At 74.6% G+C, this 14,859-nt stretch carries 11 protein-coding genes; 3 read left to right on the top strand and 8 right to left on the bottom strand.

Annotation, left to right across the window (positions count from 1 at the left end):
* The first annotated feature begins 1 nt into the window (after position 1).
* Together OHS17_RS11215 and OHS17_RS11210 are read left to right on the top strand one after the other, a co-directional pair.
* Positions 2-424 (top strand): acyl-CoA thioesterase, encoded by a 423-nt coding sequence (locus tag OHS17_RS11215; protein WP_330312039.1) that lies wholly within the window; start codon positions 2-4, stop codon positions 422-424.
* Positions 421-1,107, top strand: coding sequence for a hypothetical protein (locus OHS17_RS11210; RefSeq protein WP_330312038.1), 687 nt, complete (start codon positions 421-423; stop codon positions 1,105-1,107). Before OHS17_RS11215 ends, OHS17_RS11210 begins: the two co-directional genes overlap by 4 nt.
* Before the next feature lie 29 nt (positions 1,108-1,136).
* Here the strand turns inward: OHS17_RS11210 and OHS17_RS11205 are convergent, their stop codons facing one another.
* From OHS17_RS11205 to OHS17_RS11185, 5 genes are all read right to left on the bottom strand, one after another.
* On the bottom strand, positions 1,137-2,186 hold the full coding sequence (locus OHS17_RS11205; RefSeq protein WP_330312037.1) for a DUF2804 domain-containing protein: 1,050 nt from the start codon (positions 2,184-2,186) through the stop codon (positions 1,137-1,139).
* 42 nt (positions 2,187-2,228) lie between these two features.
* Positions 2,229-3,191 carry an ABC transporter ATP-binding protein gene (locus tag OHS17_RS11200; RefSeq protein WP_161208317.1) on the bottom strand — a complete coding sequence of 321 codons (963 nt, stop codon included), beginning with the start codon at positions 3,189-3,191 and terminating at the stop codon, positions 2,229-2,231.
* Positions 3,188-5,986 (bottom strand): FtsX-like permease family protein, encoded by a 2,799-nt coding sequence (locus tag OHS17_RS11195; RefSeq protein WP_330312036.1) that lies wholly within the window; start codon positions 5,984-5,986, stop codon positions 3,188-3,190. Before OHS17_RS11195 ends, OHS17_RS11200 begins: the two co-directional genes overlap by 4 nt.
* 1 nt (position 5,987) lies before the next feature.
* Positions 5,988-9,311 (bottom strand): FtsX-like permease family protein, encoded by a 3,324-nt coding sequence (locus tag OHS17_RS11190; RefSeq protein WP_330312035.1) that lies wholly within the window; start codon positions 9,309-9,311, stop codon positions 5,988-5,990.
* Between the two features lie 172 nt (positions 9,312-9,483).
* Entirely contained in the window at positions 9,484-9,888 is a 405-nt protein-coding gene (locus OHS17_RS11185) for a globin (protein ID WP_020207350.1), read from the bottom strand.
* Between the two features lie 150 nt (positions 9,889-10,038).
* Between OHS17_RS11185 and OHS17_RS11180 the strand changes: the two genes are divergently transcribed.
* A complete protein-coding gene (locus OHS17_RS11180; RefSeq protein WP_330312034.1) occupies positions 10,039-11,148 on the top strand; it encodes an NAD(P)/FAD-dependent oxidoreductase in 1,110 nt (369 codons plus the stop codon).
* 22 nt (positions 11,149-11,170) lie between these two features.
* On the opposite strand, the gene OHS17_RS11175 is transcribed toward OHS17_RS11180, so the two are convergent.
* From OHS17_RS11175 to OHS17_RS11165, 3 genes are all read right to left on the bottom strand, one after another.
* The gene (locus tag OHS17_RS11175) at positions 11,171-11,632 is read right to left on the bottom strand and encodes a MarR family winged helix-turn-helix transcriptional regulator (protein WP_018106023.1); all 462 of its coding nucleotides are present in this window, start codon (positions 11,630-11,632) and stop codon (positions 11,171-11,173) included.
* Between the two features lie 160 nt (positions 11,633-11,792).
* Positions 11,793-13,217: an FHA domain-containing protein gene (locus OHS17_RS11170; protein ID WP_330312033.1), complete on the bottom strand. Its 1,425-nt coding sequence runs from the start codon at positions 13,215-13,217 to the stop codon at positions 11,793-11,795.
* Between the two features lie 106 nt (positions 13,218-13,323).
* Positions 13,324-14,652 (bottom strand): vWA domain-containing protein, encoded by a 1,329-nt coding sequence (locus OHS17_RS11165; RefSeq protein ID WP_018106025.1) that lies wholly within the window; start codon positions 14,650-14,652, stop codon positions 13,324-13,326.
* Positions 14,653-14,859 lie beyond the last annotated feature (207 nt).

Below are 14,859 nucleotides of genomic sequence, written 5' to 3'. Positions count from 1 at the left end.
CTTGGCTCGTCACATCTACAGCTGCCCGCTGCGCTGGTCGGACATGGACGCCTTCGGCCACGTCAACAACGTGGTCTTCCTCCGCTATCTGGAGGAGGCGCGGATCGACTTCATGTTCCGGCTGGCGCCGGGGGACGGCTCGCCGTCCTTCGCGGGCGGCTCCGTCGTGGCGCGGCACGAGATCGACTACGTGCGGCCCCTGGTCCACCGGCACCGTCCGGTGACCGTCGAGTCATGGGTCACGAAGATAGGCGCCGCGTCCCTGACGATCGCCTACGAGATCAAGGACCCGGACCAGGTCTACGTACGCGCCTCGACCGTCGTCGTGCCGTACGACCTGGCCGCCGAGCGCCCCCGGCGCATCTCCCCGGAGGAGAAGCGGTTCCTCCAGGAGTACCTGGTCGAGGAGCCCGCCGCGGTATGACCGTGTCCGTACAGTCGCTGCGGTTCGCCGACGCGAGGGAGGCCGCCGATCTCGGCGCCTTCCTCGGGCGGCTGCTCCACTACGACCGTGCCGCCGCCGTACGCCTCCAGGCGGGCGGCGGCGCGCTCGCCGTGTTCGGCAGGCCCCCGTCCTTCGACGTGCTGGCCATCCGCACGGCCCGGCTCGCCGACCCGCACGACTTCGACGTCACCGTGTCGGCCGGGGACCTCCTGGAGGCCCTGCCCGGTGAGGGGCCGGAAGCCGCCGTCCTGCCCGCGCCGGTCACCGGACCGCCCTGGGCCGGTGTCCTCCCGCCGCGCGGCGGCTGGCGGGAGCGGTCCGGGCTGCCCGGACCCGTTGCCCTGCGCGCCGCGCTCACCGCCGCCGTCACCGAATTCCGGGTCCGCGACGAGGCCCTGCCCGAGGACCGGCGCACCCGCGCCGAGCGGGACCGCATCGGCCACGACATCTGGTCGCGCACCCTCGCGAGCACCGAGCTCCCGCTGCGCGCGGTGCACGCCGCCCAGTCCCTCGGCTTCCTGCGCGCCGACCCCGCCTTCCCGGTCGCCCTCCTGGCGGCCGGCAGTTGGCTCCGCCTGCGCACCCCGTACGGCTCCGTCGCCGTGCGCCGGGCCGGGGCGGCGGGCGGCCTGGGGAACCTCGCGGTCTCCGTGAACGGCTGAGCAGCGCGCCTTACGTCGTAGAGCCCCGCTCACCACCGCATCCGGACGTCCTCCGCCCACCCCAGCAGCCGCTCCACCGCGATCCGCGTCCCGTCGTCCGCGCGCACCGTGCCGTCGTAGTGGCCGAACAGCTGGTCCGTGCGATTGGCCAGCACCCCCGCCTCGGTGCGGACGCGGCGGTTGTGGAACGGGGTGAACGTCAGGTCGACCTGCCCGGTCAGCGGGGTGCGGACCGTCCACGGACGCAGCGGTTCCGCGGTGGACCAGCGCCAGTCCAGCTCCTCGCCGATCTTGCTGAGCCGCCCGTCCACGCAGAGCGCGTTCTCCGTGGACCCGGTGCCCAGCGTCCACTGCCCGCCGAGCTGGACGCCCAGGGTGTGCCCGTCGGTGCGGCCGGACGCGGCGCCCCAGTTCCAGCGCACCGTACGCGGCCAGCGGCCCCGGCCGTGGTCCAGGACGGCCCAGGTGTCGTCCCCGTCGAATTCCAGGAACTCGCCGCCCACCCTGACCCGGCCGGACGCGGGCAGCGCGGTCTGCTTGGAGGTGTACTGGAAGCGGCGGCTGTCCCACGGCACGACCACGGAGAGTGATTCGTGGCTCGCCGGCCGGGCGACCAGGAGGTCCACCTCCACCGGCACCCGCTCCGGGGTCAGACAGCGGGCCCGCAGCCGGGTGCCGCCGGGCTCGTCGCGGATCTCCACGCGCACCCTGCCGCCCGTCGGGCGCGCCGGGCCCGTCACCACGTCGGGGGCGCCGGGGGAGCCGGCCACCGTGTCGGGCAGGCGGGCGCCGAGACCGGCGGGGAGGATCGCCGTACGTTCGAACTCAAGGCCGCCGGGCGCGTACTCCAGCAGGTAGACGCTGTTCAGGGCGAGGAAGTCCAGATCGCTGACGGTCAGCGCGACCAGGTGGGTGGGCGTCGTCACGCACCAGTACTCCCAGCGCTTCGTCCGGCCCCAGCCGCGCAGGTTGGCGCGGTGCAGCGGGGTCCGCGACCAGCCGACCGCCGCCGGGTCGAGGCGGCCGTCGGGCAGGCACAGGTCGGCCGGCGCGGTGATCTCGCGTTCGAACGTCGTCATGGCCGGATCCTAACGGCCGGTCACACGGTGTTCCGGGGCCGGTCACCCGCCCTTCGGGCCGTCCGGCCACACCCCGATGTGGTCCTGCTCCAGCTCCAGCATCACCCGGTGCTCCATGCCCAGCGCCTCGGTGTAGTCGGCGGGGAGTTGCAGCCGCCCGGCGCGGTCGAGCATCGCGTACTCGCGGGCGACCTGGGACTCCTGGCCGGTCGCCGCGTCGACCTCGGTGCGGCGCAGCACCTCGAAGGACGTGCGGCCGTCGCGGATCGCGACCGTACGCCGCACCTCACTGGCGACCGCCTGGTCGTGGGTGACGATCACGATCGTCGTCCCCAGCTCCTCGTTGGCGCGGCGGAACGCGGCGAAGACCTGCTCGCCGGTGGCCGAGTCGAGTTCGCCGGTCGGCTCGTCGGCGAGCAGCACCGAGGGGGAGTTGGCGAGCGAGACGGCGATGGCCACCCGCTGCTGCTGGCCGCCCGACATCTGCTGCGGACGCCGGTCGCGGCAGTCCTCGACCTCCAGCATCTTCAGCAACGCCTCGGCGCGCGCGGCCCGTTCGCGGCTCCGGCCCCGGCCGCGCAGCTGCATGGGCAGGGTGACGTTCTGGATCGCGGTGAGATACGGCAGCAGGTTGCGGCCGGTCTGCTGCCAGACGAAGCCGACCACGTCCCGGCGGTAGCGGAGGCGTTCCTTCGGCCCCATGGACAGCAGGTCGCAGCCCGCCACCTTCGCCGCCCCGGCCGTCGGCTCGTCCAGGCCCGCCAGGATGTTCATCAGCGTCGACTTGCCGCTGCCGGACGCGCCGACCAGCGCCAGCAACTCACCCTCCTCCACCAGCAGATCGAGGCCCTGGAGGGCCTGCACCTCCACCCCGTCCGTGGTGAAGATGCGCACCAGCCGGTCGCAGGCGATCAGCGCGTCATGGCCGTAGGAGGGCCGGTCGCGCCGGGCGGTGGCCCGCTGTTCGAGCTCCGCCAGCGTGGAATCGGTCGACGGCGTCGTCATCGGGAGTCTCCTGCCCTGAGTTCGGTGATCGATCCGCGGCGGCCGGCCCACCACGCCTGCACACCGGCCACGGCCCCGGTCAGCACGATGACGCCGAGCGCCGGGAGGACCAGCGACCAGGGATCGGTGCGCAGCGGTGCGGTGGCCAGCGGGCCGGTACCGGGGCCGGACGAGAGTGCCAGGCGTACGAGGTCGATGCCCGGGGCCAGCAGAGCGATGGTCGCCCAGCCGACCAGGAGCCCGCCGCCCGCCGCGAGCAGCGCCTGCGGCAGGGCCTCGAAGCCCAGGAGCCGCCCGCCCTGCCGGGAGGTGAGGCCCATGGTGCGCAGCCGGGCCAGCAGCGTGGTGCGCTCGGGCGCGGTCTGGAGCAGTGAGAGCAGGACGGCGAGCAGGGCGTATCCGGCTCCGGCGATGATCGCCGCCAGATAGATCCGCTCCGCCCCGGACTGCATCGGGGTGTCGACGTAGGTGGCCCGCTCCTCGGAGCGCAGCTGTACGGCGGCCTTCTCGCCCGAGTGCCGGGCCGCCGCGCGCAGTTCCTTCGCGTCCAGGCCGTCCCCGGTCAGCAGCAGCGCCGTGGTCTGCCGGTGGGTGAACGCGGCGGCGTCCACGACGATGAAGGAGCTGCCGTCCACGGCGGGCGTCCGCGTGACCGTGGCGACGGCCTTCACCTTGAAGTTCCCGGCCAGTGCGCGCAGGCCGAGCGGCCGGTCGCCCAGGCGTTCCGCGACGGACGGCGAGACCAGGGCCGGTACGACCCGGTCCTCGTCCGGCCGCGTCCCCTCGCGGACCGCCGCGCCCTTCGCCCGCAGCCCGTCGGCGGAGAACGGGCCGAGCCCGGTGGAGCGGGCCAGCGCGGCGTACGTGGCGGGGTCGACGCCGATCAGGGTCGCGCCCCTGGCGTCCTGCGTGCCGTTGTCCGCGGCCGGCAGGGCCACCCCGAACTCGACCTGGACCCGGGCCGATCCGCGTACCCCTTCGGCCTGCTCCATCGCGCGGACCAGACCGGCCGACAGCGGTACGGAGTCGGCCGCGCCGGTGACCCGGGCGTCCGCGCCGGTGGCCAGGACGGCGGCGTCGTCGCGGGCGTCCGCGACCCCCGCGAGGACCGAACCGCCGAACGCGGCCGTGGTCAGCGCGACCAGCAGCGCCAGCAGCGGCAGGGTGCCGGAGGCCGAGGTGCGGCCGGCCCGGGCGAGCGACAGGAAGCCGATCGCGCCGCGCAGCCGGGACACCGAGCGCAGCGCCAGGCGCAGCGGCAGCGGGTAGAGCCGGACCAGCACCACCGCCGCGATCAGCCCGACGAGCACCGGCGCGGCGCTGACCAGCAGGTCGGTGCCGCCCTCCGCGTCCGTGCCGCGTCGGCGCAGGGCGAAGACCGCGCCCACGGCCAGGACGAGGAGGGTGAGTTCGGCGACAGTGCGCCGCCGGGACGGGCGGGCCGTCGCCAGGTCGTCCCGGCCGATGTGGGTCTGCGGGGTGCGGTGCTGGAGGGCGGCGCGCAGCGGGAGCGCGGCGCAGACCAGCGCGACGACCGCTCCGGCGCCGACCGCCGCGGGCCACAGCCGGGCCTCGCCCACGGCGAGCACGGCGAGCAGCAGGCCCAGCGCCCCGGCGGGCACCGCGGTGACCGCGGTCTCGGCGAGGAGCCGGCCGCCGATGCCCCGCAGGGAGCCGCCCCGGGCCCGCAGCAGGGCGAGTTCGGCGTGCCTGCGGCCGGCCAGGAGCCCGCCCGTCATCAGCAGGACGACGGCGGCGACCGCGCCGATGCCGACGGCGGCGACGGTGACGACCGGCTGGATCGCGGTCCGCATCCCGTCGTACCCGGTCAGGATCTCGTCCAGGTCCGTCGTCGTGTTCACCGTGGCACCGGCCACGTCGCGCATGGCCAGCAGCCCCGGGCCGCCCTCCAGCGAGGCCACCGAGGTCCGCAGTCGCGGCACGTCCAGCGCGGTGAGGTGCGAGACGTCCGGCGCGATCCGCCAGTACAGCTCGGGCTGGCCCGGGGTGGAGAGCAGGGCGGGCGCGGCGTCCGGCGGCAGCAGCAGCGCGGCGATCCAGTAGTAGCGGGGCGTGTCCTTGGTGGGCTTGGCCACCAGCGAGGGCGTCCGCAGCAGCGGCTCGGCCGACCAGTAGGAGCCCGCCGGGTTCTTCGGGGCGACGATGCCGGTGATCCGTACGGTCAGGGTGTCGTCGCCCCGGGTGGGGACGGCGATCGTCGCACCGGTCTTGATGCGCAGCGCCTTCGCGGTCTCCTCGGTGACGGCGGCCTCGACCTCCCCGGTGGTCATCGACACCGTGCCGCGCGTGGCCGGCCAGCTGCCGGTGCGCAGGGTGGCGTGGGAGGACAGCCCGGACTGGGTGACGTACGTCAGGGTCGGGTCCAGGCCGAACGGGCGCGGGAACCACGGCTCCTGGGCCGCGATCGGCGTCGAGGTGCGCACCCCGTACGCCGACTCGGCGGTGTCGGCGCGCAGCGGGGCGGGCAGCCGCTTCAGGACCTGCGCGTCGACGGAGGCCATGGTGTCCTCGCGCACCGCGACCTCGCGTGCCGCCGGGCGCAGTTCGAGGCCGGGCTGGGGGCGCTTGAACTCCACCACGCTGTGCGGCGGGGTCGCCGTACCGAGGTCGTGGCGCAGCCCCTTCGTCTCGTACGCGTCGACGGAGCGCGGGAAGGCGGCGGCGAGGAACGCGGTCACCAGCACCAGCAGCGCGAACGCGCAGGCGGCGCCGGGTGCCGTGCGCAGCCGGGTGCGCACCCAGGGGGCGCAGGCGGTGGCGGGGCGGGCACGCATGTCAGTTGTCCCCCTGGGTGCGCAGCGAGATCGCGGGGTCGGCGCGGCGCAGGGTGAGAGCGGCGACGATGAGCAGGGGCAGCGCGGCGACTCCGGCCAGCAGTGCGGCGACCTGGCCGGGCGGCAGCTGGACCAGGACCGGCGGCACCGGCTGGGCCGCCTGCCCGGTCAGCACGATCAACGGCACGACCGCCCGGGTCAGCAGGGCCCCGAGCAGGGCCCCGACGAGCAGCGCGATCGCGATCAGGACGCCCTGCTCGGCGGCGGTCATCCGGGCCAGCTGGCGGCGCGGGGTGCCCAGCGCGCGGAGCACGGCGAACTCGGCGGAACGTTCCCGCTGCGAGCCGACCGCGGCCACCGCGAAGCCGACCGCGGCCAGCGCGGCGGCGATCACCGCGACGGCGAGCAGCGCGGACTGCGGGCCCGCCCCCAGCGGGTCGGTGACCAGCTCGTCGGCGGTCTCGTCGCGCACCTGGACCTGGACGGGGTCGGTGTCGGGCAGCGCGCGCAGCGCGGCGGCCACCTCCGCGGTCCGGCCGGATTCGGTGCTCATCCACCACTCCGTGGCGGTCAGCCGCGCGGTCGGGCGGGCGGCGAAGACCTCGCCGAGGGCGCGCAGGTCCAGCAGGAGCGCCCCGCCGTCCCGGGCCCGCTGGGAATCGGCGGACGCGCTGGAGGAGCCCGAGCCGGGGCCGGTGGTGGGCAGCCGGTGCACGGTCCGGGTGATCGTCACCCGGACCGTCTCCCCGGCCAGGGTCACATCGGTCTGCCGGCCGGGCTTGGCACCGGTCGCCTTGAGGTACGCGTCCGTGGCCACGGCGTTCAGCGCCGGGGCCTCGGGCCGGGCCGCGGTGAGCCGCACGCCGATGGTGGGAATCGAGTACGCCGCGTCCTCGGCGGTGACCGATCCGGTGGAGTAGCCGACGGCGAGGGGGGTGGCGGCCGACGCGGCGGGGGAGAGCGGCACGCCCGGCTTCGGCTCCTCCAGGAGGGAGTCCTCGGTCTTCTCGCCCTGCCAGCGGAACCCGTCGGGGACCGGGACGGGGTGCTCGGTGCCGTCGGCGGCGGTGGTCCGCAGCGCGCTCACGGCCAGCCGCTGCGCCTCCGCGTGCTCGACGGGCTGCTTGCCGCTCACCTCGATCCCGGTGACGGCGAACCCGCCGGCGGGCGCCACGGCGACGGAGAGCGGGTGCGCCTTCCCGTCGGCCGGGACGGACCCGGCGACGACCTGGTAGGGCAGCCCGTAGCGGTCCTCCAGGAGGACGGAGACCCGGGCGGTCATGCCGGACGGCGAGGCCTTGCGGGGGGCGTCCTCGGCGGATATCCGTACGTCGAAGTGGAGCCGGGTGCTGCGCTCCGGCAGCGGCAGCCCGACGCGGGCGGCCTTCGGCGGGGTCAGGGTGTCGAAGAGCCCCGCCACCGGGCCGTTCCCGAGGTCGTCGCGCATCAGCATCCGCTCGTCGGCGTGCGCGGTGTCCAGGGCGAGGATCTCGGCGGTGCGCTCGCCGGAGAGGCCCACCGTCGTGCGGTAGGCGGGCGCCGCCTCGCGCACCCCCGGCAGCTGTCCGTACGCGGGTGCCTTCGCCGGGTCCGCGTTGACGCCGGCGGTCATGCGCACCGAGGCTCCGGACCTGAAGTCGGCCTGGTCGCTCTGCGAGCGGTTCCACGACGCGCTCTGCCCGATCGCCAGCATGCCCATCGCCACCGCGAGGACCAGCAGCAGCACCGGCCCGGCGCCCCGCAGCGGCCGGCGGCTGAACTGCCAGCCCGCCAGCGCGGTCGCCAGCCCCCGTCCGCCGGAAGCGCGCCGCTCCGCGAGCCTGGCGGCGGGCGGCAGCAGACGCAGCGTCAGTACGGTCCCGGCGAGCAGGGCCAGCGCGGGCGCGGCCACCAGCAGCGGGTCGATCCCGAACCCGCCGGCCCGGTCCCCGCTGAGCGCACCGCTCCCCGAGCCCTTCGTCTGCCGGTCCAGCTGCCAGTACGCCACCGCCGCGACGAGCAGCAGCGCGAGGTCGGCGCCCGCCCGCACCGGGCCCGGCAGCGCGGCGGACCGGGTGGTGCGCCGTCCCCCGCCGCCCGCGGCGAGGGCGGGCGCCACGACGGCGAGCGCGCAGGCCAGCGCGGTGACGGCGGCCACCAGCCACACCTGTCCGGTGACGCCGGTGTCCAGCCGGAGCCCGATCCGGGACAGCTCGCTGCGGTCCGCGAGGAGCCGGGTCAGCGGGCCGGAGAGCAGGGGCGCGACGAGGGCGGCGGGCAGCGCGAGGAGCAGTGCCTCGACGGACGCGAGCCAGGTGATCCGGGCCCGCGAGCCGCCGCGCGCCCGCAGCAGCTCGGTCTCGCCCGCGCGCTCGCTGCTGAGCAGCCGGGCCACGAGGAGCAGGGCGTATCCGGCGAGCAGGACCAGTTGCACGGCCACGATGGTGAGCGTCGAGCGGGAGACGAGCAGGGCCCGGTCGATCTGTTCGAGGACGGTGGGCAGCGAGGTCCGCGCGGTGCCCCCGTCCTGGAACTCCGGGGCGGCCAGCAGCTTCTTCGGACCGGCGGTCGCCGCCTCGCGCAGTGCCGCCGTCCGGTCCGTGGTGACCGAGCGGAAGTCGGCGGAGGCCAGCCAGGACACCTCGCCCGAGGTGGTCCGGCCGGAGCCGAGCACGGCGGGGTCCGTGAGCAGGGGGCCGTACGTGGTGAAGACGACCTTGCGGACGCCGCGCCCGCCGAGCTCGTCCAGCTGCCAGTACGGGTCGGCCTGGTCGGCGGCCTTGTAGAGCCCGGTGATCACGACGTCGGCCGGCTTGCCGCCCAGCCGGTCGGTGAGCCTCAGCCGGGCGCCGGGCTTCAGCGACAGCGCCTCGGCGGCGGTCGCGGGCAGGGCCACCTCGACGGGGGCGCCGCTCTTCCCGGCTCCGGCGGCGGGCATGCGTCCGGCGGTGAGGCGGACGCGGCTGCGGTCCAGCGAGGCGAAGTGCGTGAGGTCGGGGTCACCGCGCCGGGCGGCCGGGTCCTGGAGGCTGCGCGGCAGCGCGTACGGGCCGGACGCCTCCAGCTTCCGTACGGTCACCGGCAGCCCGTCGAAGGTCTCCCGGGCGGCCTTGCGCGCCGCCGCGTCGGCCGGCTGCCGCTCCTCCGGATCCAGCTGCGCGGAGACCACCAGCGAGGCGGGGACGGCGGAGCGGTGGGTGAGCGTGTGGCGCAGCGCGGCGTCGCCGACGGAACCGGAGAACGCGGTGAGCGCGGCCAGGACCGAGGTGGTCAGGAGCACGGCCAGCACGGCCGCCGCGAGGAGGAGCCGGTGCGCCCTCACCCGCAGAAAGACGAACCCCGTCACTTGCCCCCCAGTCACCACTCACCGCACGCGCGCCCCCCGGCGTTGTCTGGATGCTGTCAGACGGTCCGTGCCCGTGGAAACCGCTTACGGGTACAACTTGATGCATTCGTGACCGCTATCCGGTCGCGGAGTACCGAATTCCGGCCGGATGTGGGCGGTCGGTGACCAGCGGTCAGCCGTCGGTGTTCACCATCGAGGCGGCCGCGTAGGTGAGGTAGTCCCAGAGCTGGCGCTCGTGCTCCGGGGCGAGACCCAGCTCGTCCAGCGCGACGCGCATGTGGTGCAGCCAGGCGTCGTGCGCGGCGCGGTCCACCCGGAAGGGCGCGTGCCGCATCCGCAGGCGGGGGTGCCCGCGCCGGTCGCTGTAGGTGCGCGGTCCGCCCCAGTACTGCATGAGGAACAGCGCGAACCGTTCCTCGGCAGGACCGAGGTCCTCCTCCGGGTACATCGGCCGCAGCAGCGGGTCCTCGGCGACGCCCTGGTAGAAGCGGTGGACCAGGCGCCTGAAGGTCTCCTCGCCGCCGACCTGCTCGTAGAAGGTCAGCTCCTGCACCGTGTCGCGCGGAATCTCAGTCACGCGTCCATGGTCGCAGACGCGCGCCGCGACGGGCCGGGCTCGGGGGATCCTCTCTGCTTCCGGCCCCTTTCCGTCTTGTCAGTTCGTTATGCGAACTACTATGGTTCGTGTAACGAACGAAATGGTCTCCCTTCAATGGCTGGGGTCGGCATGGCAAACGGAACAGGTAAGCGCACCGTCGTCGTCATCGGCGGCGGATACGGCGGCTCGGCCGTCGCGAAGGCGCTCGACGAGGAAACCGATGTGGTGCTGGTCGACCCGAAGGACGCATTCGTCCACGCGGCGGGCTCCCTGCGGGCACTGGTCAGGCCGGACTGGGCGGAGAACATCTTCTTTCCGTACGACACCCTGCTGAAGCGAGGCACGGTCCGCCGCGAGCGGGCCGTCGCCGTGGACCCCGGCGGGGTCACCCTGGCCGGCGGCGAGCGCGTCGACGCGGACTACCTGGTGCTCGCCTCCGGGTCCGACTACCCCTTCCCGGCCAAGGCCGACACCGACCTGGCGGGCGAGGCGCTGGCCCGGATCAGGGAGGCGCACCAGGAGCTGGCCGGGGCCGGGCGGGTCCTGATCACCGGCGCCGGACCGGTCGGCCTCGAACTCTCCGGCGAGATCAAGGCGGTCTGGCCCGAGAAGCACGTGGTCATCACGGACCCGGCCGATGAGCTGCTGCCGGGCTTCCTGCCCGAGGTCCGTGAGGAGCTGCTGCGCCAGCTGGACGCGCTCGGCGTGGAGCTGCGGCTCTCCACCGCGCTCACCGGCGAACCGGCGGCCGTCCCCGGGCGGCTCGACCCGTTCGCGGTGGCCACCGACGGCGGCGAGCGCATCGAGGCCGACATCTGGTTCCGCTGCTACGGAGTGCGCTCCAACGGGGACTACCTCGCCGACGGCCGGGTCGCCGAGCGCGACGCGCAGGGCCGGGTCCCGGTGGACGAACGGCTCAACGTCACCGGTCACCAGCACATATACGCACTCGGCGACCTCACCGACCTGGCCGAGGCCAAGATGGCCGGGTACGCGATGAAGCACGCCGAGGTGGTCGCGGCCAACATCCTCGCCCAGGTGCGCGGCGAGGAGCGGGCGGCCGTCTACCTGCCGTCCCCGGTGCCGTCCGCGCTGCTCCCGCTCGGGCCCGGCGGCGGGGTGGGCCAGGTCCCCTCGCCGGGCGGGCCGGTGCTGCTGTCGGCGGAGGAGGTCAGCGCGTACAAGGGCAAGGACCTGTTCACCGGGCGCTTCGCGGAGCTCTTCGGCATCGTGCGCTGACGGCCCGGCGGCGGGGCGGTCCTCAGCAGCCGGGGGTGGCCGCCGGGGCGTTCTCGCAGGACTCGCGGAAGACCATGGGCACCTTGTTCTCCAGCACCAGACGGCCCAGGAGTGCGGTCAGCTGCTCGCGGTCGGCCGCGTCGAGCCCTTCCGCCAGGGCCTCGACGCGCCGGCAGGTCTCCGCGTAGAACACCTCGGCGAGCTCGCTCCCGGCCTCGGTCGGGGCGACCCGCACCGCGCGCCCGTCCTCCGGGTCGGCCTCCCGGCGCACCAGGCCGCGCTGCACGCACCGGTCCACGAGGCCGGTGAGGCTGGACTTCGCCAGACCCAGTACGGCGCCCAGCTCGCGCATGCCGTACGGCTTCACCATCAGCACGCAGAGCAGCTGGCCCTGCTGGGCGGTGATGCCGTGTTCGCGGCCGGAATCGGCGTACACGGCATTCACCAGGAATGCGGAGCGCACCAATGCGGTGGCGATCCCCATCTGCCCTTCGTCGGCCTTTCGCATGTGAACAGAATATGGCAGGCGTGAGCGGTACGGACCCGCCCGGACCGGACATTCGTGGTACGAACTACCGCACACGGAAGAGCGGCCGGTGAAGGGGCATCCCCCTTCACCGGCCGCTCTTCCGTGGTTCGGTCGGTCAGTCCCGGCGGACCGTGATCGTCGTCCACGCCCCGACGTGCACCTGGTCGCCGTCCTGGAGCGGCACGGGGACGTAGGGCTGGATCGGCTCCTCGGAGCCGTTGACCGTCGTGCCGTTGGTGGAGTTCTGGTCCACCACGGCCCAGCTGCCGTCCGGCTGCTGCACCAGCACGGCGTGCTGGTGCGAGACGCCCGGGTCCTCCGGCGGCACCGACAGGTCGATGTCCGGGGACTCGCCCGTGCTGTGCCGGCGCCGGCCGATCGTGATCTGCCCGCCGGTGAGCGCGAGCTGCTGCTCCGGGGAGTACGCGGGCAGATTCAGCCCGGTCGCCTCGGGGCCGCTGCGCTGCATCATCGCCAGGAAGTACTCACGGTCGGGCGCGATGAACGCGGTCCAGTTGTTGGACAGCGGCCGGCCGGGCCCGGGACCGTGCTGCGGACCGGGGTCTCCGTGCTGTCCGGGACCGGGACCGCCGTGCTGTCCGGGACCGCCGTGCTGTCCGGGACCGCCGTGCTGCGGGCCCGGGCCGTGCTGTCCGGGACCCTGCGGACCAGGCCCCTGCGGACCGGGACCCTGCTGCCCCGGGAACGACGGCTGCGGGCCCGGGCCCGGCGGGGGTGCGGGCCGCGAGGGCGGGGACAGCAGCCAGTCGTCGCCGTCGGTGCGCGGCGGGGCCGGCGGGGGTGCCGTCTGCTGCTGGAAGGCGGGCGGCGCGCCCTGCTGCTGGAACGGCGGCGGCGAGCTCTGCGGGCCGCCCTGCGGACCCTGCTGGTACGGGGGCGGGGGCGGCGGCCCCTGCGGACCGGGGCCGGGACCCTGCGGGCCGGGACCCTGCGGGCCGGGGCCCTGAGGACCTGGCCCCTGCTGACCGGGGCCGCCCTGGCCGAACGGCGGCGGGCCGCCCTGCGGACCCTGGCCGAAGGGCGGCTGCCCCTGGCCCTGGCCGCCCTGGCCCTGATGGCCGGACTGGCCCGGGCCCGTGGACAGGGGCTCGGCGGACCGGTTCACCTGCGAGGGGCGGGAGCTCTGGTAGTCGAAGGGGTCGCGCGACTGCGGCGGACCGGGCGGCTGCTGCGCCGGGAAGCCCTGCGGCCGGTTGCCGCCGGGGCCGGGGTCGCCCGGGAGGTTGTGCCGGGGAGCCAGCGGGGTGTAGGACGTCGCCGTGTTCGTGAGGAAGTTCCAGCGGCACTCCTCGCAGTACGGCGCCATCGCCTCGCGCGGCGTGCGGCACTGCGGACACAGCTCGGCCTGGGCGGTCGCGTCCGGGTCGTGCGGCCGGGGATATCCGTAACCGTGTGCGGGCGGCGGAGGAGGCGGCGGGGGGACCGCACCCGCAGGCGCGCCCGCCCCGGTCATGCGGTGGCCGCAGACCTCGCACCAGTCCTCGGAACCCGACTGGTGTCCGTTCGGGCAGGTCGGCATGTCGGCGCTTCCCCCTTTCCTTCTCCGGCCCGCAGGCCGTCATGTGGCGTGCTCCGCCGCCCGGCGGACCTGAACCGGCGGGCGGCTGATCGTTGCGGATATGTGGTTATTTCTTGACGCGGACCGTCTTCGTGGAGCGTGTCTCGAGAGTCATCTCGTCCGCTTCCGCGACCTTCGCCTTCAGTCGCACAGTACCCGTCGCCGCATCGACCACGTCTACCACCTTCGAAAGCAGTTTCGCAGTGTCCTCGTTCCCGGACGCCGATGCCAACTGCACCGCTCGGCCCAGTTTGGCCGTGGCACCGTCGAAGTCTCCCGACTTGCGGGCATCGAGCCCCTGCTGGATGACTTGTGCCAGTTCGGCCTGGCCCGTGTAGTGCGCCACCTGCGGGTTGATGGAGGTCGACGCCACCATGTCGTCCGTCCACACGGCCCGTACCAGCCCCTGCGAGAGCGTCTGCGGCGCCCCGCCCGACGGGTCCGGAAGGATCAGCGAGACCCGGGCGGCGAGCATCTCCTGCCCGATGCCGGCCTCCGGCACCCGGACGCACACGTGGTAGTCGCGGGACTCGTCGCCCCAGGAACCGGTCGGGTAGTCCCCGGCGCGGGGGCCCGCCTCGGTGCGCCGGGCGGTCAGGTCGGCGACCGTCGGCGCCACCTGCTTCACGAACTGGATCTCCACGCCGACCGGGGTCCACAGCCGCAGCGCCACGTCCGCGACCTCCTTGCCCATGGCGTTCTCCATCATCTGCGTGAAGTCCGCCGCGAGCCCGGCCGGGTCGGCGACGATGTCGGCGGTGCCGAGGAGCGCCGAGGCGATCCCTGTGACCTCTTTCACCTCCCAGTCGGTGCCGACCCCGCGGGCGTCACAGGTGAACCGGCCCGCGCAGGCGTCCAGCGCCGCGCGCAGGTCCTCGGGCGACTCGTGCTCGTTGCGCCCGTCGGTGAGCAGGATGCCGTGCCGGATGTCCACGTCCGCCGCGCCGAGCAGCCGGTCCGCCAGCCGCAGCCAGGTCCCGATCGCCGTACCGCCGCCCGCGCTCAGCCGGCGCAGGGCCTGCCTGGCCTCGGCCCGGGTCCGCGGGTCGGCGACCGCGAGCCGGCCGTTGCCCGGGTAGACCTCCTTGGCCACGTGCGTCCCGGCGACCACGGCGAACGAGGTGCCGTCGCGCAGGGTGTCCACGGCCGCCGCCGTCGCGTCGCGGGCGTTGCGCATCTTGGTCGGCGGGTAGTCCATCGAACCCGAGCAGTCCACCATGATCACCACGGCGGCCCCGGTGGCACGCCCCGGCAGCGGTACGCCCCCGGTGGTGCCGCCCCCGGTCGAGGTGACCGTGATGATGCCGTTGACCTCGCGGCCGCCCTCGGGCAGGTACTCGTTCTGGTACACCTCGACGGAGAACTGCGGCACGTTCGACTTGGAGAAGTTGGCCATCTGATCGGCTCCTTGAGGCTCCACGTCTCGGATGAAGCCAGAGGTACGGACAAGGCGTAGCGGGGGTGAATGACCCGTTATCAGGCGGAGCTTGCCCCTAGGGGGTGCCTGACAAATCCCCGTGGCGTCGCGGCGTCTGGCACGCACGCTCGCGGCGTTGCCGAAAAGCCCTAGTAGCTCCGCTACGAGGACTTCCCGGCGCCTTGC

Source organism: Streptomyces sp. NBC_00523, from assembly GCF_036346615.1.
Taxonomy (GTDB): Bacteria; Actinomycetota; Actinomycetes; order Streptomycetales; family Streptomycetaceae; genus Streptomyces.
Note: the sequence above shows the minus strand (reverse complement) of the source record. Positions and strands in the feature narration are given on the sequence as shown.

Bases quoted from the DNA above. Each gene is read 5' to 3' on its own strand.
- OHS17_RS11210 (WP_330312038.1), top strand. From the start codon at position 421: ATGACCGTGTCCGTACAGTCGCTGCGGTTCGCCGACGCGAGGGAGGCC.
- OHS17_RS11205 (WP_330312037.1), bottom strand. From the start codon at position 2,186: ATGACGACGTTCGAACGCGAGATCACCGCGCCGGCCGACCTGTGCCTG.
- OHS17_RS11200 (WP_161208317.1), bottom strand. From the start codon at position 3,191: ATGACGACGCCGTCGACCGATTCCACGCTGGCGGAGCTCGAACAGCGG.
- OHS17_RS11195 (WP_330312036.1), bottom strand. From the start codon at position 5,986: ATGCGTGCCCGCCCCGCCACCGCCTGCGCCCCCTGGGTGCGCACCCGG.
- OHS17_RS11180 (WP_330312034.1), top strand. From the start codon at position 10,039: ATGGCAAACGGAACAGGTAAGCGCACCGTCGTCGTCATCGGCGGCGGA.
- OHS17_RS11175 (WP_018106023.1), bottom strand. From the start codon at position 11,632: ATGGGGATCGCCACCGCATTGGTGCGCTCCGCATTCCTGGTGAATGCC.
- OHS17_RS11170 (WP_330312033.1), bottom strand. From the start codon at position 13,217: ATGCCGACCTGCCCGAACGGACACCAGTCGGGTTCCGAGGACTGGTGC.
- OHS17_RS11165 (WP_018106025.1), bottom strand. From the start codon at position 14,652: ATGGCCAACTTCTCCAAGTCGAACGTGCCGCAGTTCTCCGTCGAGGTG.